15 protein-coding genes are annotated in these 21,378 nt (G+C 48.4%); 4 read left to right on the forward strand and 11 right to left on the reverse strand.

The features are described from left to right. Nucleotides 1–1,187 precede the first annotated feature (1,187 nt). The 3 genes from ACJMM9_RS00750 to ACJMM9_RS00760 all read right to left on the reverse strand — a co-directional run bounded on the left by ACJMM9_RS00750 (nucleotide 1,188) and on the right by ACJMM9_RS00760 (nucleotide 5,030). Nucleotides 1,188–2,285 carry a restriction endonuclease subunit S gene (locus ACJMM9_RS00750; protein ID WP_405322951.1) on the reverse strand — a complete coding sequence of 366 codons (1,098 nt, stop codon included), beginning with the start codon at nucleotides 2,283–2,285 and terminating at the stop codon, nucleotides 1,188–1,190. Further along, nucleotides 2,272–4,191 carry a class I SAM-dependent DNA methyltransferase gene (locus tag ACJMM9_RS00755; RefSeq protein WP_405322953.1) on the reverse strand — a complete coding sequence of 640 codons (1,920 nt, stop codon included), beginning with the start codon at nucleotides 4,189–4,191 and terminating at the stop codon, nucleotides 2,272–2,274. Before ACJMM9_RS00755 ends, ACJMM9_RS00750 begins: the two co-directional genes overlap by 14 nt. Nucleotides 4,192–4,316: 125 nt before the next feature. Continuing rightward, nucleotides 4,317–5,030, reverse strand: coding sequence for a recombinase family protein (locus tag ACJMM9_RS00760; RefSeq protein WP_405322955.1), 714 nt, complete (start codon nucleotides 5,028–5,030; stop codon nucleotides 4,317–4,319). Between the two features lie 158 nt (nucleotides 5,031–5,188). Between ACJMM9_RS00760 and ACJMM9_RS00765 the strand changes: the two genes are divergently transcribed. Then, complete coding sequence (locus ACJMM9_RS00765; RefSeq protein ID WP_405322956.1) at nucleotides 5,189–5,368, forward strand: hypothetical protein; 180 nt, start codon at nucleotides 5,189–5,191, stop codon at nucleotides 5,366–5,368. Between the two features lie 430 nt (nucleotides 5,369–5,798). Here the strand turns inward: ACJMM9_RS00765 and ACJMM9_RS00770 are convergent, their stop codons facing one another. The 4 genes from ACJMM9_RS00770 to ACJMM9_RS00785 all read right to left on the reverse strand — a co-directional run bounded on the left by ACJMM9_RS00770 (nucleotide 5,799) and on the right by ACJMM9_RS00785 (nucleotide 8,328). Beyond that, nucleotides 5,799–6,074 (reverse strand): hypothetical protein, encoded by a 276-nt coding sequence (locus ACJMM9_RS00770; protein ID WP_405322957.1) that lies wholly within the window; start codon nucleotides 6,072–6,074, stop codon nucleotides 5,799–5,801. Nucleotides 6,075–6,100: 26 nt separating this feature from the next. Further along, entirely contained in the window at nucleotides 6,101–6,679 is a 579-nt protein-coding gene (locus tag ACJMM9_RS00775) for a hypothetical protein (RefSeq protein WP_405322959.1), read from the reverse strand. A 175-nt stretch (nucleotides 6,680–6,854) separates the two neighbouring features. Then, entirely contained in the window at nucleotides 6,855–7,334 is a 480-nt protein-coding gene (locus ACJMM9_RS00780) for a hypothetical protein (RefSeq protein WP_405322961.1), read from the reverse strand. Between the two features lie 4 nt (nucleotides 7,335–7,338). Next, the gene (locus ACJMM9_RS00785) at nucleotides 7,339–8,328 is read right to left on the reverse strand and encodes a hypothetical protein (RefSeq protein ID WP_405322963.1); all 990 of its coding nucleotides are present in this window, start codon (nucleotides 8,326–8,328) and stop codon (nucleotides 7,339–7,341) included. A 1,321-nt stretch (nucleotides 8,329–9,649) separates the two neighbouring features. Here ACJMM9_RS00785 and ACJMM9_RS00790 point away from each other — a divergent pair. Continuing rightward, nucleotides 9,650–10,495 (forward strand): replication initiation protein, encoded by an 846-nt coding sequence (locus ACJMM9_RS00790; RefSeq protein WP_405322964.1) that lies wholly within the window; start codon nucleotides 9,650–9,652, stop codon nucleotides 10,493–10,495. A gap of 703 nt (nucleotides 10,496–11,198) precedes the next feature. On the opposite strand, the gene ACJMM9_RS00795 is transcribed toward ACJMM9_RS00790, so the two are convergent. The 4 genes from ACJMM9_RS00795 to ACJMM9_RS00810 form a co-directional block, all read right to left on the reverse strand. Next, complete coding sequence (locus ACJMM9_RS00795) at nucleotides 11,199–12,446, reverse strand: IS256 family transposase (protein WP_405322976.1); 1,248 nt, start codon at nucleotides 12,444–12,446, stop codon at nucleotides 11,199–11,201. 241 nt (nucleotides 12,447–12,687) lie between these two features. Next, on the reverse strand, nucleotides 12,688–15,168 hold the full coding sequence (locus ACJMM9_RS00800) for a glycoside hydrolase family 3 C-terminal domain-containing protein (RefSeq protein ID WP_405322966.1): 2,481 nt from the start codon (nucleotides 15,166–15,168) through the stop codon (nucleotides 12,688–12,690). Between the two features lie 59 nt (nucleotides 15,169–15,227). After that, nucleotides 15,228–17,987, reverse strand: coding sequence for a family 78 glycoside hydrolase catalytic domain (locus tag ACJMM9_RS00805; RefSeq protein WP_405322968.1), 2,760 nt, complete (start codon nucleotides 17,985–17,987; stop codon nucleotides 15,228–15,230). A gap of 87 nt (nucleotides 17,988–18,074) precedes the next feature. Continuing rightward, a complete protein-coding gene (locus ACJMM9_RS00810) occupies nucleotides 18,075–19,481 on the reverse strand; it encodes an MFS transporter (RefSeq protein WP_405322970.1) in 1,407 nt (468 codons plus the stop codon). A 242-nt stretch (nucleotides 19,482–19,723) separates the two neighbouring features. On the opposite strand from ACJMM9_RS00810, the gene ACJMM9_RS00815 reads away from it, so the two are divergent. Both ACJMM9_RS00815 and ACJMM9_RS00820 read left to right on the forward strand, forming a co-directional pair. Then, on the forward strand, nucleotides 19,724–20,917 hold the full coding sequence (locus ACJMM9_RS00815; protein ID WP_405322972.1) for a helix-turn-helix transcriptional regulator: 1,194 nt from the start codon (nucleotides 19,724–19,726) through the stop codon (nucleotides 20,915–20,917). 206 nt (nucleotides 20,918–21,123) lie between these two features. After that, the coding region (locus ACJMM9_RS00820) for an SH3 domain-containing protein (RefSeq protein ID WP_405322974.1) at nucleotides 21,124–21,378 on the forward strand (255 nt) is incomplete at its 3' end.

Raw genomic sequence — 21,378 nt, forward strand, 5'->3', positions numbered from 1 at the left:
ACAGGCCGCAAGGTCAAGAAGGACGGCTATGTATGGTATGAGATCATGCTGGCTGGCGCTTATGACACAGGTTGGATTGCAGGGAGCCTGATTGGTTTCTGATCCTTCGGGTCATACCGAGAAATTTTCAAAAGATGATAATTACGGCGCGGTTCCGTTTCGGAGCCGCGCCGTTTTTATTTACAGAATCAGAAATCCATTTTAATTGGATTTTTATTCAGCCCCGGCCTTGCCGGTTCTTTGGGTTTTAGGGCTTTGCCCTAACAAGCAAATTGGCAAGTGTGCGCACTCATGCCCTGCTTGCAAAGTAGTAAACTGCTAGCGGTTTACATTGCTTGCGCGGTTTGTTTGCCCGTTTCCTACCATCCCTTACATTAGTTCATGTTGCAATTTCCAAAAGTCCCCGTTTTATGCGGTTTTCCGGTCTTTTTAACGTTCGGTTTGATTTTCAATTCTAGTGCAGCATACGAACGTTAAGCACCCAGAACGCCCGCTGTATGCGAACGTATGCCGGTAAAGATACCGCTGTATGCGAACGTATGAGGGCAAAAAAAGAGGGCCTTTCAGCCCTCAGGAATCCAATTTAATTGGATTTTCTCATTTTCGTTCGCTCTGATCAGCGCGGGCGGGTAGTCCGTATTTTGGTACTACCCGCCCTCAGGAATCCATTTTTATTGGATTTTCCCGTGTTGTTTTTTTGTTGGTCTTGTTGTTTTTATGTATATTCTTTGTTGTTTCCTTGTATATTCTTTGTTGGCAAAATATAGGTCATGTTGTTTTCTTGTATATTCTTTGTTGTTTCTTTGTTGTTTATGTTGTTTCTTTGTATATTCCGTGTTGTTTTGTTATATATTCCTTGTTGTTTTTATGTTGTTTCTTTGTTGTTTTCTTGTTGGCAAAATGTTGTTCTTTTGTTGGTCTTGCCCTCAAAATGGCATTTCTGCAGAATGGCAAGATACGCATTTGTAGTACAAACGCATCTTGTTAGGGAGACCCTAAGACCCCTTCTAAAGCCCTCTTTGGAGTACGCTTCCGCTATAAGTTTTGCCGCCGGTGCTGCCCTGGAACGCCGGCGGCAAATTGTGACCAAGAAGCGAAAAATCCATTTTAATTGGATTTTTCTGTTAACATTCGATTCCGTCTTTCTTCTTTCTCGGCATAGCACCACCTATTAAACTATAAATATCTTATATCGTCGTAGCAGGCAATGATAAGAACGAAAGATATTGACGGTACTTGTTCGACATCATCTTCCTGCCGAATAACTCCATGAAATCATAATCGGGCTGACCGTCATCCGTTACGGGAAGCATAACGCGATCACCTTTTAGGTGTTGTGCGTTACGCTTATATCCGTGGCTGTATTTATGTTCAATCATATCTTGCGCAGCAACAAAGAATAACCCCGTATATGGGTTCAGCCATTTCGCATAACCATAAATCACGTCGCTTGTAGATATAAACGGTTCTTGCTTATAAATTGCATAACCGGCAGAGCCATCACCGTTCTTAATGAATCCAATGCAGTTTCCTTCCTGCATCATCTTCCGTGCTGTGCCGTTATCTTTCACATAACACATAACTCCATTGTTACGGTTAGTCGCTCCAATATAAGTAATTCCTTGCTCGGACTGTTCTAAATGATTTAGCCCCTTACCTTTGCCAGGTTCAAATCTATCAAAAAGACTTACAATCGGAACTGGCTTCCACTGGCAGGATTTCGGTGCCTTGCTGTACCCCGTCATATTAGCCATATCTAGCTCAAGAGATTCTAACCGTTTCTCGACAAACTGCTGATACTGTTTTCTCTTGGCAGCCATCAATTCACAGGCATAATCTTCCATGAACTGAAAATCAGGCTCCCCGGCATCAGTAACAGGAAGCATGATTTGAAGTTTGTTTGCCCGACCAGTTCCAAGTTTACGACTATAACTGAATGACTTGCTCTGCATTGAGATAGCAGTGGCAACAAATATGCCAACATAAATATTTTCATCAGCATCTGTCAAATGCAACTTTCGGCAGTCGTTTCCCATCACAGACCAATAAGGATGATAGAAAGCAAGGCCGACGGCTCCGTTACGATTAAAGGCAATATAGCCCTTATCGTAAGTATCATTTTTGCTATTCACAAAATAGCCTATTCCGTTGTTCTGACTCCCAGATGTGATATACGGAATATCACCATCCACACGTTCCAGAGCGTAAATATCGCGCCCTGACTCGACCGTTCCAAGGGAAGACAACCTGCAAGGTTTCCATTCTCTATCGTCAAGCCTCATCATCTACGCCACCCCCTGTAAACAGGTATTCCCGGTTCTGCATCACCATAGAAAACTCGAACGAAAGATAATCCCCGATAGCCTTCTCAAAGTCGGCCTCGGTCGGTATCTCATCGTTAAAGTAATAGAAACTGTGCAGCCACTCATCATCGGCCTGCGCCGTGGACTCCACACAGAACTTGCTCGGTGCCTCTGTACGACCGAACCAAACATCCAAAAGATGCTGTTTCTTGTCTTTGGCGGAGTCACCCTCAACAAGTCCTACATGAGCCCTGACCTCGTATCCGTCATCCCTGAAGTCAATGAACTTACAGATCTTATCGGCCGGATGCGGCTCATGAGCGGTGAACACAGCAATCACGGGGTTCGTTCCGACACCATAGAACGTATCCGTGTTGCAGGTGATCACACCTTCCAGTGTATGGTTTTTCATGATAGACTCTTTGAACTTCTGCTCGTCCTTCGTCTTGCCAGTCATGGAAGACTGCGGAACAATGACCGCCGCTCGCGCTCCGAGCGTCAATGAGTCAAGCAGATGCTCCACGAAAGACAACTCGTACTGTGACGGGTCCTTCTTTGTCCCCTGTGAGTATGGCGGGTTCATCATGCCGACCGTGGCTCCCTTCAACTGCACCTGCGCTGTGTTCTGTTTCAGGAAGTCCTGACACCAAATGTTACTGTTTCCATCGTCACGCAAAATCATGTTCGTGCAGGCAATAGCAAACATGTTGGACTGGATTTCATAACCGTGCAACTGCTTCTTGCGGATGTTCTTTTTGGTTGACTCAGAGTCCGCAGCAGCCATCATGTGGTGCATCGCTGCCACCAAAAATCCAGCAGTTCCACAGCATGGATCCAGCACAATATCATTCGGCTGAACATCCAACAGATCGCAGAACAATTCGCAGATATGAGCAGGTGTCAGCACGATGCCAAGCGTCTGTCCGTCGCCGCCAGAGTAACTCATGAACTCACCGTAAAAACGACCGATAAAGTCCTCAGAAGAAGACCTGGCTTTGATATAATCAAAGACACGCTCTTTCAGAAACTCGGCGTAATACTTCAAAGGAGTCTTCCCCAAAATGTCATCCACTGTATTCAGCCGGGCGCTGGTACGGATGATAGCAAACTCACTCATCAACTTATCACGCTTGGCATCCGGACCAACATTTGACCGCCGCAGACGCTTCTTGATAGCTTCATAAATCTTGTCGCCGTCAGTGTCGATATCGTCCCCGGTCAGAGAGTCTAAAGAGAAACTACCGCTCTTGATTTCATCCAGTGCCAAAAGGATACCAGAGACAACCAACGGCTTGTCCTGATCCTTCAATGACCCGTATGTACGCAGGTATTCATGCAGTTCTGCAGCGTCCTGCAATATCTTGGCAGTCGTTTTCTCTTCTGGAGTGTCCTCTTTCAGAACCAACCGTGTATAGTATTCATAGATATGTTCACTACTAAACATGGAAAATGACTCAATAGGATCCAGTTCTATATAACCTTCCCGATCATCCACATAGATTGGTGTGATCTTATGATGTTTTACATCACCAGAAACACCAATAGCAAAAACCTTTTTGAAATTGCTGTTCTGTGCGATATGTTTCGCATAGAAGTACGCTCCGTTCACGGCATAATCGGTGACCGCCTTGGTGTCCGTGTCAATAAGACCGCTATCCGTGTACTTGCAGTGCTTGTCTGTATCGGCCTTGTCTTCAACGACCAACACGAAACCATTCACCACAGACACATATTCGGGATACCCAGCTTTGCCAGTCCCTCGCTTGGAGGCGGAGGACAGGGCTTCGTCAATTTCTTTCACGTCACTACCTTGGGCACTGAATGGTATTTTGCATTCATTTAGTTGGGATGCCACCCACAAATCTGTTTTCACTTCTTTCTTTGCCATATAATAATAGCTCCTTTGTATTATAATTCTGTCCCCTTTATGCAGTGCTATAATGAAAATATGCCCTTCTGCTCAATCATGACCCTTGTCTCCGGCAGATAGACATCAATATACTTCTGTTTCTGTCATGGCATACTCCCCTCATTAAGCATTTCTCTTTTGTATTTATAATATGTGTTCCGGCTAATTCCAACAATCCTCATGACCTCTTCATCGGAATTCATCCCGTCAAAGGTCTTGCTGTTCTTTCTGATTAACTTCTTTGCTTCCAACTCCTTCTTGGTGCGATATCTGCGTCCTTTCTGCCGACCAATCGGCTTTCCCTGCAGCCGCGCTGTCTCGATTCCCTCTCTGGTCCTCTGGTGCAAATCCTGCACTTCCTTCTCAGACTGCTCAAAAGCGAGTTGGATCTGCTTCTCTGCCAGACGAAGGATATATCTGTTCAGGGCATCCGTTATACCGTCCATCAGCTCGTCTGTTGCAGCATCACCCGTCTTGGCAACGCTGATCCTGTTGTCCAGAGCTGCCTGATAAGTCTCCGTGTCAATCTGAGGCTCTTTCAAGAAGTTCAGAGCAACCCCTTTTCCAAACAGCCACTGATACAATTCAAAGCCCTCGGTGGCGTTCCTAGACATTCTGGAGACGGAATCAAAGACAATCCTGTCTACGTGCCCAGACTCCACCTGACGCGCTATTTTAGCCCATTCTGGGCGGTCTGAGCGCGTTCCGGTGTAGACTTCCCGGACGACCACCGCGTCCGGATATGCGGCCTTGATGTTCCTCTCCTGCCGTTCGATATTCTGCTTCTTGGTGCTGATTCTGCAGTAGCCGTATACCATATCTATTCTCCATCAGAAATTATCACTTTTTTCTTATAGAATAACTATAAGTTACTAATTGATTGTAATGAACAAAGCCAAATCACTCCGGATTTTTAAGTGTAAGAGCGAGTCATACTATATAGAGACGCAAATTTTTGACTCTAAGGGGGAGATTTATGAAGGATAAGATTTTAAGAATTATAAGTGTGGTTTCGGCTGTATTTGGTATACTAGGATTCTTTGGCTTTGGACCGCACATCGCAGCCGAACCGTTTTTTATGAGCTCCACACCTGTCGAGGTCATACTGTCCGTAGGTATCGTTATTATAGCCATAATTGCAATAATGAAAAAATGAACAATGCATCTTAGAAAAAACGACCGTTTATCTTGGTATATTATAGTGCAGATGACGGTCGTTTATCCAGATTAAATTTTGGTATATCTTGGTTAAAGGTTTATTTTAATACTAATAGATTCGGTGTCAGTGCTGTTAAGTTATGGTCACAGTTGCAAACATATATTCTCTTTGATATAATGATATTGTGAACAGTTACAATATAAGGGTCTAAGACAAAAATATAATTCCTACTGTTGTAGGTAGGGAACAGAAAAACCATGCGTTCTATGGTGTCTAAGACAAAAATATAATTCCTACTGTTGTAGGTATAATCTTGTCTTGGTCGAGAAGGCCGTCTAAGACACAAAAATAATTCCTAAAAAATTGTAAGAGAACCGGAGGGTTACATCCCTCCGGTTTTTTCTCACTTTTGACATAGAATCCATTTTTATTGGATTTCGTCATCATAGTCATAGATACCCATTCTCCGCTCATAGTCCTTCTGTCTCTGCGCTTCAATATCAGCTGGGTAAATAGGGTCTTGAAAATCAACCAGCCTTTTTTCGTCCTCGTTCCACGCTTCCAGCCATATGTAGCCCTGATCTGCCGGGTAAAGGTGTTCGAACTGTTCTTTCCAGCCACCCATGTAACATTTAAATTTACGCTCCCCTCGTTCCGCTGTCTTTAGATTTTCCCACACAACGCGGTATAAAATTTTCGACATTCTCCTTCGCCCTCTCTTTCTACTTTTTATCCTTTCCAAAACAATCTTTGCCAAAATCCAAGACTGTTGAATTCTTGTACTTTCGCTTCTGCCGAATCAGCCCTGCTTTTTTCATATCCCGCAGCCTGCTCCGCCAGATCCGCGCGATGTTCTGCTTCCAGAGCACGCTTCTCGGCGGCTTCCCCTGCTTCTTTCTCACTCGCAAGCGCCGCCTCTAGCTCCTGCGTCCGCTCCTCTGACTCCTCAAGGCGCTTCTGCTGAACCTCGGCGGTCCCGATCAGCGGGAGCGTCTGCCGGAGCTGTCGGTTCGCTTCGTTAAGCTCTGCCTGCAAGGCATCCGCACGCTTTCTTTCGGCTTCTAGTTCAGCAGCGTACTTGGCGATGAGCATTTCATCTGTAGCCTTCTCGACAACAGTCGCAGTCTGCATCGCTCCCTTATCAAGAATCTTGACCGCTTCATCGTCTAGGCAGAGGACGTTCTTTCCCCGTATCTGGGTCGTGTACGTATGCCCGACAAGCGCCTCCGCGTTGACCTTTCGCCTCATTGCCTGGTACACCGCCTGTATGGTCTTCCCTCGCGCTGTCGCATACTCTTTTATCGTCATTTTAAACCCCTCGTAAATATTTTTTGTTGATTTTATGCGGTTTTTCAGGCTTCGGCTGAACCCCGTTAAGTAAACCGTTCACAAAACCATTGTATGTTTTTATGAGGGATTTTTCAAGGTCAATGCGGGGGGATACACCCCCCTACACCCCCTGTATGCTTCACCGCTGCCACGTTCACAGAACGATGGCCGCCGGTGAAGCGTCAGAGGTATCTTCCTCGTCATCAGTCTGAGCCTGTAGTCCGTAAGCCTCGTCAAAGAGCTTTTGCATGCTTTCCATGCTGAGATCTTCAAAACCTCTGAAAGAGCTGCGATTCAGGATCCTGAACGTAAGAATCAGCGGAGCATTTCCGTTCTTATCAGCTCTCCCATGCGCCGTTTGGTACAGCTCCATTTTCTGTCCTTGTACTTGAATATTGCAGACATCATCAACTCTCTCAAGACCAGGAAAGGATTCTTGCAGCCATCCAGACAGCTCTCTGAGTGACGCATCATAGAACGGTACAGACACTGTTATATATGCGTTGGCGTAGTCACAGCCTACCAGATACTCCTTTTTAAGTCTGTAGTCAACGACCATCAGACCATGCTCCGACTGTTTAAGGTTGTGGTCGTATTTGTATTTTCGAATCTGTTTTTTAGTTTGTTCGGTCATATCATTACTCCTTCGCAATGTAGGTGTCGCGTATGTCTTTTCGGTCGCGTCCGTGTCCAAGATATTCCGACACGTCTCCCGCTGCTTCTTTCTTTGACAGACCGGCTTCCTTAAGCTGGTCATAGCGTTCTTGTGCCACCAACTTTCGGATTGAGTGTATGCCGGTCTTCTCTTTGAGCAGGTTCTGGCAGACCCCTGAGCGCTCCATCGCCCGGCGGAGCGACTTATCAGCACTTCCAGGTTTCAGAGTAATGAGCTTGTCGCGTGGTCCCTTCCCAGCGATCAACCGTGTCAGGAGCTCCCGTTGCTCTTCTGTCTCGATGGGAAGTTTCCTCGTTCTTCCCCCTTTATCTCTGTAAACCGTAAAAAGATTTCGTTCAAGGTCAACGTCCCTCACTTCGAATACAAGTATCGATCCATCCCTCGGGGCAAAGCTCCGGGCGAGACGGATAGCGTCCTTCGACTTTGATTGCGGCATGCAGTTTAAGACGGCAACGTACTGTTCTTGCGTCATCTGCTCTCGTTTGGGCGCCTGCGGCGCATCTGGAGCCTTGAGCTCTGAGAAGTCAAGGTTGGCAGATTGGTAGTTGTGGTTCACGCATTTTGACAGATGTTTCAAGGTGTTGGCGTAAGTATCTAGAGTTGACTTCGTGCATCCGGCCTGTCGGCGATCCTCTAGGAATGCTTTGGCGTGCTCCATTCGAAGATCTCGAGCCTTCCTCACGCCTAGTTCATGTTGTGCGAAACGACCAAATTGAGATGCCATCTGGTAAAGAGCCTTTGTATCGCTAAAGGAGTAGACGTGCCAATCCTGCGTCTTCTTCGGATCGAGTCCAGCCGCCTTCTGCGAAGCCCGAATGTTAGCCTTGGTTTCTCTTTTTTTTGTCCCGGGTTTAAATTTGATTGATTGTCGAAGCTGCTCTGCGAGATTCAGCTTGCCCATTGTCTCACCTTCTTTCTTTAGACCGCGCCTACAGGCGCGGATATATTTCATGCGCTCTCCTCTACGTCGAGCGCTTAGTAACGGGCTGGCTACGTCTCACTCGCTCCTCTACGTCGCTCGTTACGCCTTGCCGGCCCTTATCTAATCCATGGTATCCGCCATGTCCTAACCCCTCGTGTCCGCATTCATGAATTTCTGCCAATGGGCGCACTTCGCCCTTTGGCAGAAATTCATGAATGCGGACACGGACAGTTACTAGTAAAAATAAATCCTGCTGTCCTCGCAGGACCTCACTATGCAATTATATTCAACCCTCTATCCATAAGCGGATAGATTTGACGGCGGGCTATTAAAGCCCAACCGAAGTGGTCCAATTGGACCAATGAGTCAAGTGAGGCTTAGTCATCCTTGACCGAGTCAATTCATCAGAATTGACTAAAAGAGCTGTTATCCGGTCGCTCCCACCTGCCCCTTTATTGCTTCACAATGACTGGGGCCAGTCATTGTTGCTTACAATCATCCTCTTTGATGATTGGAGAACTAACCCTGCACTTGCGGGTCGAGCTATGAATCCGGATAATCCAGATTCAATGGCCAATCTAAACGACCACTGCTCGCTCCAGCTGTCCTCTCGCTGGATGAATTTATAATCAATCGGCATTTAATTAATACTCGCAAAAACGACCGCCGTGCCGATCAGCTGGTCCGCGATTACATTGAAGAATTCAAAAAGACGCTCCTATCGGCGCGTCTTTTTAGTCGCTCAATGTTATTGAGCGGAACAATATTTTTTAGAAGCCATATATAATATAGCTTGCCTTATTTTTTTGGGGGGAATTTTTAAAAAGAAAAAGCGGGGTCTACCTTAGACTCCGCCACCTTCATTTTTCGATATTCATTACATAATCATGATAGCACTTTCACCGATCTACGTCAATTATTTTGTATAGTAGCGACAAAATTGGATTTTTAAAACCATTTTTTATAGCCGAATGACTTTTTCATTCTGCGACAAAAAACGGTATTTTAATTTATTGAACGATTTATGTATTATAAAAAAATTTTTATTAGAGAGAGGAAGGGCGCTTTGCGCCCCTTTTATATATCTTTTAATAATCTTTTTTAAAATCTTTTAGGGTGCCGATTTTAATTGATTTTATGCGGGTTTCCGGACTTTATGGGGGAAGTTTTTCCGCTTTATGGGGGAAGTTTTTCCGCTTATGGGGGAAGTTTTTCCCTATCGGATAAATAATTTAAAGGGGAACATCTTATTGCAATTTCCCCTTTAAAATGTTATGATATGTTGGGAAGCCAAAAAAATAGTTTCAATTAATTAAAAGAAAGATGAGGGGAGAAAGTGAGTCTTTTTAGCATGTCTGAATTAATTGTCAAATATGACAACTACCTTAACCAACTGGCGTTATCTAGTTTTACTGCTGTTGAGTTAGACTTATTGATGACAATATGCTCAAAAATGAAAAATCAGGAACTGAATATTGTCAGCCTCTCATTTGATGAAATTAGAGAATTATCCGAGTATAGTAGGAGCAGCAATGAAGAGCTGATAAAATCGCTAAAAGAAACCAACATTAAATTGTCAAAAATTGCTTGTACCTTGGAGAATGAATCAGATGTAATCCAGTTTGTCCTTTTTACGACATTCTGGATCAAGAAAAAAGAAAAGACATTGACCATTCAGGTCAATCCAGATTTTCGGTTTGTATTAAATGCGCTTGATAAGAATTTCACTCGTTTTGAGCTTTCGGAATTCATACGATTAAATGGAAGATACTCTAAGCAGCTTTATCGACTTTTAAAGCAATTCAGGTCTACGGGTGAATTCCAGATTACCTTGCAAGATCTTCGTAACAAGATGGATATTCCAGAATCATATGATCTGAGGGATATTCGCGAAAAAGTATTAAAACCTGCACTCAAAGAATTAAGTCCTTGCTTTAAAGGTTTAAAGTTTGAAGCCAAGAAAGAAAAACGTCGGGGTAATCCGGTTACTGGCTATAAGTTCACGTTTGCAAAGGAGAATTCTAAAAACAGTAAGGATGATGCTGGTTCTTTGAATGAAAAAATCGAGAAAAAGAGTAGTAAGAAGTGGAATAAAGACTCTGGAAAAAAGAAAGGAACTTTTTATAATTTTGAGCAGCGTGACTACGACTACGATAGAATAGAAAAAGAACTGCTCAATATGGACAATATAGATTAACATAGTAAAAGAACCGAAGACCCTCCCAGGCCATCGGTTCTTTTTTCTTTGTCAATATGGGAATTATGACAAGTCCAAACTTACCACTTACCTTTTAGAATGTCAAAGGCTGTCAACCCTACAGAATGATATTTTGGATCTAAGAAGCGGAGAAATCCGGGTGTGTCAAGTAAAGTGTGTAAGTTATTTTAAAATTTAGTTGTCAAGGCGATTGTAAGGTCGCCTTTTACGATGCCATATCCCCCTGTCTGTCATCATTCTCATTATTGATATAGGATAGTAGTCGTAGTAGAGGCTGTGGAATTGTGGGAAACCAGCTTCCAGGCGGGGCTGTTAATAAGTGGGTGGGCAGGATGTTGGCAGCTTTGCTGTCAACGTGCTGTCCATGTACTTATTAATGGCCCCGCGCCGGTTATCCACAAGTCCACGGCCTGACCAGTTAGCTGTTTCGGTCAATATCCTCACGGATCAGCCGCTTGATCGAACCTTGCTTTGATTGTTGCCTCCAAAGCCACCGGATTATGTCTTGATCTGTATGGACATTCAGCTTCATTGAAAATCTTACGGTGTTTTCCTTGTCATATTTGGCCTGAGCCCTGATCTGGCTCTCTGATGTTATCCCGAAATTATACATGTGACGTCCCCTCCTGAATGTGATGTACTCAAAGATAGGTGATTACCTATATAGGTATGTACCTATAGTTTAGAAGTTCTCGTATTTCAGGATACGCTTCTGCATCTTTTCGTCCATGGAAAGCTGGTTCCTTACCATTGCCCAGTTCGAAACAGGTCTGCCTTTCCATTTCTTGTATAATTCTGTGACCCTAAGATAAAGCGCCTTCATCACAGCATCCTCGCTTGGAAAGGATCCCTTCTTTGTCACTTTGCGAAAGCTCGAATTGACGGCTTCTATGGCATTAGTCGTGTACATAACCTTTCTGACGGCGCTGCCGTAATTGAACAGCCGTTCTACATGCTGCCAGTTACGGACCCAGACATCGACTGCGCCAGGGTACTGACCCCATGCCTGCTTGAATCTTTCGAACTCTGCCTCGGCAGCTTTGAGGCTTGGTGCGCCATAGACTTTCTTGAGCTGGGATGTAAATGCCTTATAATCCTTCGATGGTATGTATTTTATGGAGTTTCGGATCAGGTGAACTATGCAGCGCTGCACAACAACGTCCTTGAAGATGGACTTTGCTCCTTCTTCCAGTCCGGACACGCCGTCCATACTAATGAACAGTATGTCTTCAACACCTCTTGCCTTGATCTCATCGAATATCTGCATCCAATAATGCTTGCCTTCAGCATCACCGATCCAGATGCCCAGGATATCCTTTATGCCGTTGACATCGTAGCCAAGTATGACATACACTGCACAGCTCTTAGTCTCCATCTCCTTGCGGATATTGACATACAGGCAGTCAACGAAAACGAATGTGTAGAATTTCCTGAGCGGTCTGTTCTGCCATTCCTGTGCAGTTTCTATTACACGATCTGTTATGGTTGAGATCATATCATGGGAGATCTTAAATCCGTATATTTCCTCTATTGTATCAGCAATATCCCTCTGGCTCATGCCTTTGGCATACATAGTCAGTACCTTGTCCTCGATGCCGCTGACATCTGTCGTTCTTTTAGGGATGATCTGGGGATCGAATGAACCGTCTCTGTCTCTCGGAGCCTGGATCTCTACCTCGCCCATTGTCGTCTTGAGGGTCTTGCTGTTATAACCATTCCTGCGGTTAGTGGTGCTCTTGGGTCCGTGATCGTTAGCCCCATATCCGAGATGCCCATCCATTTCCCCCTGAAGCATGGCTTCAAACATAGGTCCGAAGATATCTCTCAGGGCATCTTGCATCTCTTCCGCATTCTGCGGTTGATACTGTTCGAGGATAGCCTGAGCAATGGCTCTGCCTGCTTCGTTGCGTTTGTTTTTTCTTGGTGCCATAAGTGCTGTACTCATTTCCTTTCCATTCCTTTCTGTTAATGTACCGCACTTTATGATATAAATAAAGTGCGTAAGCTATGGCTATTCATAACTTACACACTTGATTTTACACTCTCCAATTCTAACTCGTCGCGCCGAATTAAATTCAAGGTAATCACTGAGTTTAAATATAGTCCAGCCTCGTTTGTTTTGCACATTCCTCTCATGACTGAAGTCACGAGAATCCTGTGTTAAGGAAGGCTTATATTTTTGATCTCCTCTTTCTTTTCGGCAATTTGATCGATTTGGGATCAGGGAGCTTCACCGACTTCAGATCCGGCAGTTTGCCCCCTTTCTTTTCTGTATCAGCATCGGTATCCGCCTCTTTCCTGGGCTTGCCGCCGAGACTCTGCAGCCCTGCGATCGGATGACCGTTGGCCAGAGCAACCATGCCTTCCGCGACGTTCGCCGGAAGTGCTCCGCCGCTTGAGAGCACCATAGCACGGAGCGGAGAATCCGCGCCGGACATCACCATCATCTTAAAGGTCGGGCTGCTGTAATCAACTTTTCCGCCGAATCCCTGGGCAATAGTCTTTTCTGTCGACTTGAACATACTGTTCATTATGGGAGAGACATCCTTCATCTCCATGCAGGACATCTCCATAGTAAAGCTGCCCCTTTTGATTACCGGTTCCGGCTGGATGGAACCGTTGAAGAGCACCTCGAAGTCTTCGTCGGTGGGCAGGCCATAGGGAGTCTCATACCAGCTGCCTTTCTGCCATGCGGGCACGGAAATCTCTTCTCCCTGAACAGAAAGTTCACCGCAAAGACGGATATCTGCCGAAGAAGCGCCCAGTTCGACTGTATACGTGCCGCCGGGCACTTTCCAGCCGTTCGCCCAGACAGCGAAACTGCGGTCATCGAGGTCATATACGACTTCGCGGCTCTCTCCTGGCTCCAGGAATATTTTGACAAAGCCCTTCAGTTCGCGGACGGGACGATACAGGCCATCCTGCGGAGCAGCCACATAGAGCTGCACAATTTCCGCTCCCGGAACAATGCCGGTGTTGGTGACTGTCGCCATGACGCGGCGATCTTCAATCTTCAGACTGTCATAGGCGAAAGAGGTATAGCTGAGTCCATATCCGAAGGGGAAACGCACAGGCGCGCCTGCTTTCTGGTAATAGCGATATCCCACATAAATGCCTTCGCTGTAGTGTGTATATTTCTTACCAAAAGTATCCCGGGACGGCACATAGCTAAGTCGAAGCGGCCAGGTCTCCGTCAGCTTGCCGCTGGGAGTGACCTTACCGGTCAGAAGGTTGGCTACCGCCAATCCACCTGCCTGTCCGGGCAGGCCCATATACAGAACAGCCTTTACCTTGTCGATCCAGGGAAGTTCCACCGCACAGCCGCAGAACAGGACGACGACCGTGTTGGGATTTGCTTCTGCCACTGCTTCGATCATACGCACATGGCCTTCAGGCATTCGTAGATTCTCCCTGTCAAATCCTTCCGACTCATAGAGATCCGGAAGTCCGGCGCAGACAACGGCGATCTTCGCGTCCCGGGCTGCTTTCACTGCTTTCGAGAGGCTGAAGTCCGTGACCTCGCCCTTATCATCGCAGCATGCCACGAACGGAATACCCGGAAAGGCATCAACGACGCTCGTGAGCTTTGTGGGATTGATGTGGCTGGAGCCCGAGCCCTGATAGCGCATATTCTTCGCCATGTCACCGATCAGTACGATTTCCTCTGTTTTCAGAGGCAGAATACCGTCTTCATTTTTGAGCAGCACAGCGCCGCCTTCCGCGACCTTCTGCGCCACAGCACTGTGCGCCTCGACATCAAACGTCTTGTCGAGCTCCTGCTCCTGCGCAAGGAGAGCAACACGGATCACACGCGCCGCACATGCGTCCACCGCGCTCTCAGGGAGTTTCCCTTCCCGAACAGCCGCGGCTACCCGGTCTTCCATATAATCGCTTCCGCCCGGCATGGAGAGGTCGCAGCCTGCTTCCATCGCCTTAACGCGGTCGCAGAGCGCACCCCAATCGGTGACGACCAGTCCTTCAAATCCCCATTCCTCTCGCAGAATGTCATTTAACAGCATTTTATTGTCACTGCAGTGTACGCCGTTCAGCATCGGATAAGCACACATGACGGTGGAGGGCTGCGCTTTTTTGACCACTGTCTCAAAAGCGGACAGATAGATTTCGCGGAGCGTGCGCTCATCCATCTGGCTGTTGCCGTTGAAGCGTTTGTACTCCTGATTATTGGCGGCAAAATGCTTGAGACTTGTACCGATTCCTGTCGACTGTGCGCCTTCCACCCAGGCGGCGCCCATCTGTCCCGCCACGAACGGATCCTCGGAAAAATATTCAAAGTTGCGTCCGCATCTGGGATCACGCTTTATATTCACGCCGGGGCCCAGCACCACATTCGTGCCGAGAGAGAGCCCCTCCTCACCGATGGCTTTTCCTTCCGCACGGATAAGTTCCGTGTCCCAGGTCGCACCGCCGGTGACCGCAGTGGGAAAACAGGTAGCCGGCTCCGACTTGTTGACGCCCAGCATATCCGCATCTCCCTTCTGGACGCGCAGTCCGTGGGGGCCGTCGGACATCATGAACGAGGGGATCCCGTACTTCTTCATAGCCTTGCTGTGCCAGAAATCAGCCCCGTTGCAGAGGGAGATCTTGTCCTCCAGTGTCATTTTGGCAAGGATTTTCTTGATTTTGTTATCCATAGTTTCCTCCCTTCAGGAACGCCCCGGCGTTCTTTGTGCCAAGGGCTTTTCATCTCGGATCAGATCCCCGATTCGTTCATCACCTTCAGAATCATTTCATACAGCGGTTTTGCCTCCGCCGCATATGCAAGGAGCGAGGAGATGGGTTCTTCCATCACGTACTGGATCATCGGGTTGTCCAGCATATCCGGCATATACTGCCTGATGATGGGCTGGGCGGCCGGGTGCTGAAGCATCACGCGAAGCAGTGTCTCCATCGTGTAGCGATCCTGCTCGAGGCGGGTCGCCGTTTCATATTCGTAGTGATAGCTGCCGCTGCTAAGCTCCAGTGTCTCGTCTTTCTCGGGCAGAGTCAGCAGGGCGGTCGTCCCCACGGGCACCGTGAGATCCACCGTGATCTTACCGTTTTCGCATTTCCAGGCTGTCTCAATCGTACCATAGACACTTTCATAAGACAATTCTGCCCGGGTGATCCCCTTGATAAAACCGGGAGCAACAGCGAACTTTCTGTAGCCGGGCTCAAGGCGGCGCAGTCCGCTAAGGCGAGTGTAAAGCCAGGAACCGATCGCGCCGTACGCATAGTGGTTGAGGCTGTTCATATTGGCGGGGTTAAAGCTTCCGTCGGGGAGAATGGAGTTCCAACGCTCCCAGATCGTGGTGGCTCCCATCTTCACTTCATAGAGCCAGCCGGGATTCTCCTCCTGCAGAAGAAGCTTGCCGGCGACCGCATGTTTTCCGTTGTCGCTCAGGGCAAGGCAGAGGTACGGAGTACCGATAAAGCCTGTAGTCAAATGTGTCTTGTGGGCTGCAATATTCTGTTCCAGACGGGCAGCAATATCCTCCTTGAACTGTTCTTCTACCAGATCAAAATAGAGGGCCAGCGTCATGGCTGTCTGAGTCTCGCTCACGAGACGGCCGGTCAGGGTCACGTATTCCCTGCGGAAAGCGGCAAGCACCTTCTCCCGAAGCTCGCGGTAAAGGATCTCATCTTCCTTAAACCCAAGGACCGCGGCGCTGTCCGCCATGATCTGCAGTGTCCAGAGATAGCAGGCATTTGCCACAAAATAATCATCGGTCGCTCCCTTGCGCTCGTCACCGAGACCGTTCACCTCCGCATCGAGACCCAGCCAGTCGCCGTACTGAAAGCCGGTCTGCCACAGACCGTTCTCACCGCACTGGCGGCGGACATATTCCGTCCAGATCTTCATGCTATCGTACTGTTCGGCAAGCACCCGCTTGTCCCCATAGGTCTCATAGAGTGTCCACGGAACTACTGTCGCGGCATCGCCCCAGTAAGCGGAACCGTTCTGTCCGCCGGTCGCACCGTCGGAAAGGACGTCCGGCACCACCTGCGCCATGCCCGTCTCCGGATTCTGGTCTGCGGCAAGGTCACGAAGCCATTTGCGCATAAACGGCATGATATTCTGATGAAATACCGCTGTGGGCGTGTAGGCGGTCGCGTCACCGGTCCAGCCGAGACGCTCGCTGCGCTGCGGGCAGTCGGTGGGCACGTCAAGGTAGTTGTCCCGCTGTCCCCAGACGATATTCTGCTGCAGGCGGTTCACCCGCTCATCGGAGCAGGTAAAGCTCCCTGCTGATTTCAGGTCGCTCGCGAGGTGGCAGGCGGTAAGGGAGATCTGCTGTCCTTCTTCCAATCCTTCAAGGCAGACATAGCGGAAACCGTGGAAAGTAAAATGAGGCCGCAGGATCTGTTCCTCTCCGTTTAAAAAATAGGTATCCGTGGCTTTTGCAAAGCTCAAATTGCCGGTATAAAAATTACCGTTTTCATCAAGACTCTCTGCATGACGCAGCACAAGCTTCTGTCCGGGTCTTCCGGTGATCTTTACCTCTGTCCATCCGGTCAGATTCTGTGAAAAATCGAAGAGGTGATCTCCGTTCGGAGCGGTGAATTCACGGGAAACCGGGAGCTTGATGAGGCAACGCACCGGCTCATTTTCCTGGGCTGTGAGCGACTCGAGACCATGCTCGAAGACAGTCGCTTTGCCGATTGATGTTTCCGGAAGTGTCCAGTCCTGGGTCTCCCCGTCATAAAGCTCTGAGAAGCGAATCACACCGGAGGAAACCGTCCAGTCTTCATCCGTGCCGATGACCTGCTCCGTACCATCCGCATACGTCAGGATCAGCATGGAAAGGAGCGCTGTGGTGTCACCGTAGTGGTTCGGCGTGGGAGTAAATCCAAGGGCACCGGCATACCAACCCTTTCCAAGCGTGAATCGCAGCTCGTTTTCCCCTTCCCTGAGGTTCTCCACCGAATAGGTCTGGTACTGGAGGCGCTTATGATAGCTGGTCCAGCCGGGAGCAAAGTACGTATCATCCACTTTCACGCCGTTCACTTCCACTTCGTAAAGGCCAAGGGCAGTTGCATAGAGCCTTGCCCTGACGGGAACGGCGGGAGCCGTGAAATGTCTAATAAAAACGGGGCTGACAGTGTCATCTTTTTCAAATCCGTGGGTAATCCAGCGGGCATTGCCATCGAAAGCGGTGCCGCTAAGCAGGCCAGTCTCAAATACGGCTGAAGCGGAAGCGCTTTCTCCGTGGTTATCCCACACCGTTACATTCCAGGTGTAAGCGGTACGCGCTTCCAATACTTCACCCATATATTCAATGAGGACACTCTGACTGTTCTCCACACGTCCGGTATCCCAGATCACCTCGCTGTGCGATACGGTGATGCGGTAGGCACTCTGCCATGTATCGTTCCGGTCGCTTTTCAGCTTCCAGCTGAATCGGGGCTGCAGCTCATCCAGCCCGATCGGCTCTGTCTTGTATTCAATCGTAAGGTCATAAAGATTCAGCATTCGTACCTCCTTTCGGAAAGCCCGCAGGGCGTACTCCGCCCTGCAGGTCTTGTCCGGCTCACAAGTCATTTGTAGCTTAACTGTTTTTTACTCTGTCATGTCTTTTTCCGCTCTGCGGGCACGGATCTCTTCCACGATCTGCGGATAGATCTTCTCCAGGTCATACTTGGTGAACAGGATGCCCATGGCAACAAACAGGACCAGCGGAATATAGATGGCAAATGTAAAGATCGCCGTATTGACGGACGCCGGCTGGGAAGCCGCAGCGGACTGATAGCCGGCAAATGCTAGGAGCCAGCCGATCAGCGATCCGCCGATACCGGAACCGACCTTGCCGCCGAAGGAGCTTGCGCTGTTGCTCATGCCGAGGAGGCGCTTGCCGAACTTCCATTCATTATACTCCACACAGTTGTTGACCATCGCCGCGCTGACGCACATCATGGGCATGACCGCGAATGTCTGGAATGCGCCTCCGATGATGCAGGAGTAAAAGCTGTAAGGAGTGAACACACGGACGATGCAGGCTGCCGCGCCGATGACGCTGCCGATCAGGCAGGTCTTCGCCATGCCGAACTTATTGGTCAGCGGACCGACCAGGATAAAGCCGACGAATGTGGGAATAAGGCCGATGGCACCCAGCAGGGCAACAAGGTTATCGTTGCCGAGGATGTACTTGGCATAATAGGTTCCGCCTGAGGAGCTGAGACCGAAAGAGATATTGACGAACAGGTTGGCGATAAGCATGATGACCCAGTACTTATTCCGGAACAGGAGCTTAAGTTCATCAAGGAAGGAGTCCTCCTTCTCGGTCTTCTGGAGCGTCTGTACGTCGACATTCTCTTTAGCTGTGCGGTAGAGAATGAACAGCGCAAGACCGGAGAGGATGGAGAATACGACCGCTACCTTGATCCAGGCTGCCTGATCCGCAACGCCGCCGGGACCCAGCATGTTGGTGATGGGAATCAGCATGACCGCGATGACCATTCCGATGAGATAGCCGAAAATCATACGCGCGATTCCCATCTTGGCCCGCTCCTCCACACTCTCTGTGCGCAGAGCCATGATCGATGTGTAGGGGATGGCGACGGCGGTATAAATGACGGCTGAAATCAGGATATTGGTTATGAGAACATACGCCATCTGCACGCCGCTGCCTGCATGTGGTACGGTAAACAGCAGCACGATAATTGCCATCGTCGGTGCCAGCATCCAGAGGAACCAGGGGCGGCACTTGCCTTTGGGGGAATTGACCTTGTCCATGACCTTGCCCATAATAAGGTCGGAAAAAGCATCCACAATTTTTGCGACCAGAAGCATGGTCGCGACCGCGCCGGCCGCAAGGCCGACTTTTTCAGTGTAGAAATACGTGAGCTGGCCTACCAAAGTTGACATGATGTTCAGCGGGAGCTGACCGATACCATCGCTGAGATAGTCCGGAAGACGCATTGTTTTCTGGATACCCATGCTGTCGAGTCCGAGTTCTTTCTTTGCCATAATCATCCTCCTCCTATTATTTCCTGGGATTTCTGTTATTTGATTGCAGTATAACAGGGGAGCATTTGCCTATATATAAAATTATTGATTATGATGTCGTTTTTCTGATATGATTATGTCAGATTCAATCTTCAACATGGGTTTAAGCCTGTGCTCCGGACCCCGCCTCCGGCGGATCGCAATTTAAAGGCTTCCGGGAGGATAGTGCCCGCGTGAATCGGCTTAAGGGATTGGGGAAAACAATGCAGGAAATCAAAAAAACACTCGAACGTTTCTACAATGTAACAGACATTCCGCTCTCCCTTCTTGACGGAGGCGGCAGACTGATTCAGGCATGGCCGCATACGGAAGAAGACGTTGTCCTGATTCCCTCCAGCTCTGCGGCTATAGAAGCTTTCAGACGGGGAAACAGAGATGCGCTGCATCCGATCATCCACTTTCTGGAACCGGGTTTTTTATTGGGGATCATGGAAGTGCGCGAGGATCTCTATGTGCTGATCGGTCTTGTGAGTCCCTACCGGCATTCGAGGGAGGTTGTCCTGAGGACGGTCAGCGAGGCGATCCATCCGCTCTATCTGGAGGTGTTTTGTGAAAGAATTCTCCAACAGCCTTTGGTTACTCTGGAAGAATTGAAAGACCTGATCTGTCTGATAACGAACCAGCTGGGCACGGAGGTCCTTCCCGAGAATATCCTTTTTGTGGATAACGTCTCCACCAGAAAGCTGGGTGCTTCATTGCTGGACCAGTCTATTTTCCGTCAGCGCGAGGAATCGGCGTTCCATGTGCCGCTGGATTTTGAGGAATCACTTACAAGGGCTGTGGAGACCGGAGACCGGGCGCTTCTTGAACGCACTCTGTTCATGCCGGTTCCGGGCAGGGTCGGAAGGATGTCCCAGAACGAACTCCGACAGCAGAAATATGCCTTTGTCTGCCTTGCCACTCTGGTCTCCCGCGCTGCAATCCGAGGTGGTCTCGCCGTGGAAACGGCCTTTAACCTTAGTGATCTCTATTGTCAGCGTGCGGACCTTTTGACAGAGATTCCGCTCCTTCAAAATCTGACTTTTACCATGCTGATGGATCTGTGCGGTAAGGTGAGGGAGGCACAGAAGATGCCGACAGTGTCCCCCCTGATTGAAAAATGTCTTACCTATATCTCTGTCCACCTGCACGAGCCTGTCGGTCTTGAAGATCTGTCAAGACACTGCAATCTGTGCGGCCGCAGCTTATCCCTGCGTTTCAGGAAAGAACTCGGCATGAGCATCCCCGATTACATCCACCGCGAGAAGCTGCGCGAGGCAGAATACATGCTCCGTCATACAGACTATTCGCTCTCCGCGATCACGATGTATTTGAACTATCCTTCGCAGAGCTATTTCACGCAGGTCTTTAAGAAGTACAGGGGACAGACACCGCAGCAGTATCGGGACAGGAAGTGAGAGACGCGGCAAGAATGCCGAGGCGCTCCTATTTAATGGCGTCAATTTATAATATGGAAAATCTCTAATTAACTCTCTAATTAACTTTGGCAAATTCTTTTAGTCCTCCCAAGAGTTCCCTCGTATATATAAATGTCAGGGCAAAAGAGAAAGCCCGCTAAAAAGGAAAATCACAAAATTATAGATAAATAAAGGAGTTTAAAACCATGACAGATATGAATAAGATCAATGTTGCAGCACTTGAGAACGTAGCAGGCGGATATGAGACACATACAGTACATAATGATTCAGTTTCTTACGCAAACTGCCGCAAAGAGCCAGGCCTTAACTCCAAGGTTTTCTTCACAATCCCGAACGGCACACAGGTCTACACGACAGGCCGCAAGGTCAAGAAGGACGGCTATGTATGGTATGAGATCATGCTGGCTGGCGCTTATGACACAGGTTGGATTGCAGGGAGC

Source organism: Fibrobacter sp. (genome assembly GCF_045112255.1).
Lineage (GTDB): Bacteria > Fibrobacterota > Fibrobacteria > Fibrobacterales > Fibrobacteraceae > Fibrobacter.

Bases quoted from the DNA above. Each gene is read 5' to 3' on its own strand.
- ACJMM9_RS00780 (WP_405322961.1), bottom strand. From the start codon at position 7,334: ATGACCGAACAAACTAAAAAACAGATTCGAAAATACAAATACGACCAC.
- ACJMM9_RS00795 (WP_405322976.1), bottom strand. From the start codon at position 12,446: ATGGCACCAAGAAAAAACAAACGCAACGAAGCAGGCAGAGCCATTGCT.
- ACJMM9_RS00770 (WP_405322957.1), bottom strand. From the start codon at position 6,074: ATGTCGAAAATTTTATACCGCGTTGTGTGGGAAAATCTAAAGACAGCG.
- ACJMM9_RS00815 (WP_405322972.1), top strand. From the start codon at position 19,724: ATGCAGGAAATCAAAAAAACACTCGAACGTTTCTACAATGTAACAGAC.
- ACJMM9_RS00800 (WP_405322966.1), bottom strand. From the start codon at position 15,168: ATGGATAACAAAATCAAGAAAATCCTTGCCAAAATGACACTGGAGGAC.
- ACJMM9_RS00790 (WP_405322964.1), top strand. From the start codon at position 9,650: ATGTCTGAATTAATTGTCAAATATGACAACTACCTTAACCAACTGGCG.
- ACJMM9_RS00750 (WP_405322951.1), bottom strand. From the start codon at position 2,285: ATGATGAGGCTTGACGATAGAGAATGGAAACCTTGCAGGTTGTCTTCC.
- ACJMM9_RS00760 (WP_405322955.1), bottom strand. From the start codon at position 5,030: ATGGTATACGGCTACTGCAGAATCAGCACCAAGAAGCAGAATATCGAA.
- ACJMM9_RS00765 (WP_405322956.1), top strand. From the start codon at position 5,189: ATGAAGGATAAGATTTTAAGAATTATAAGTGTGGTTTCGGCTGTATTT.
- ACJMM9_RS00810 (WP_405322970.1), bottom strand. From the start codon at position 19,481: ATGGCAAAGAAAGAACTCGGACTCGACAGCATGGGTATCCAGAAAACA.
- ACJMM9_RS00785 (WP_405322963.1), bottom strand. From the start codon at position 8,328: ATGAAATATATCCGCGCCTGTAGGCGCGGTCTAAAGAAAGAAGGTGAG.
- ACJMM9_RS00805 (WP_405322968.1), bottom strand. From the start codon at position 17,987: ATGCTGAATCTTTATGACCTTACGATTGAATACAAGACAGAGCCGATC.
- ACJMM9_RS00755 (WP_405322953.1), bottom strand. From the start codon at position 4,191: ATGGCAAAGAAAGAAGTGAAAACAGATTTGTGGGTGGCATCCCAACTA.
- ACJMM9_RS00775 (WP_405322959.1), bottom strand. From the start codon at position 6,679: ATGACGATAAAAGAGTATGCGACAGCGCGAGGGAAGACCATACAGGCG.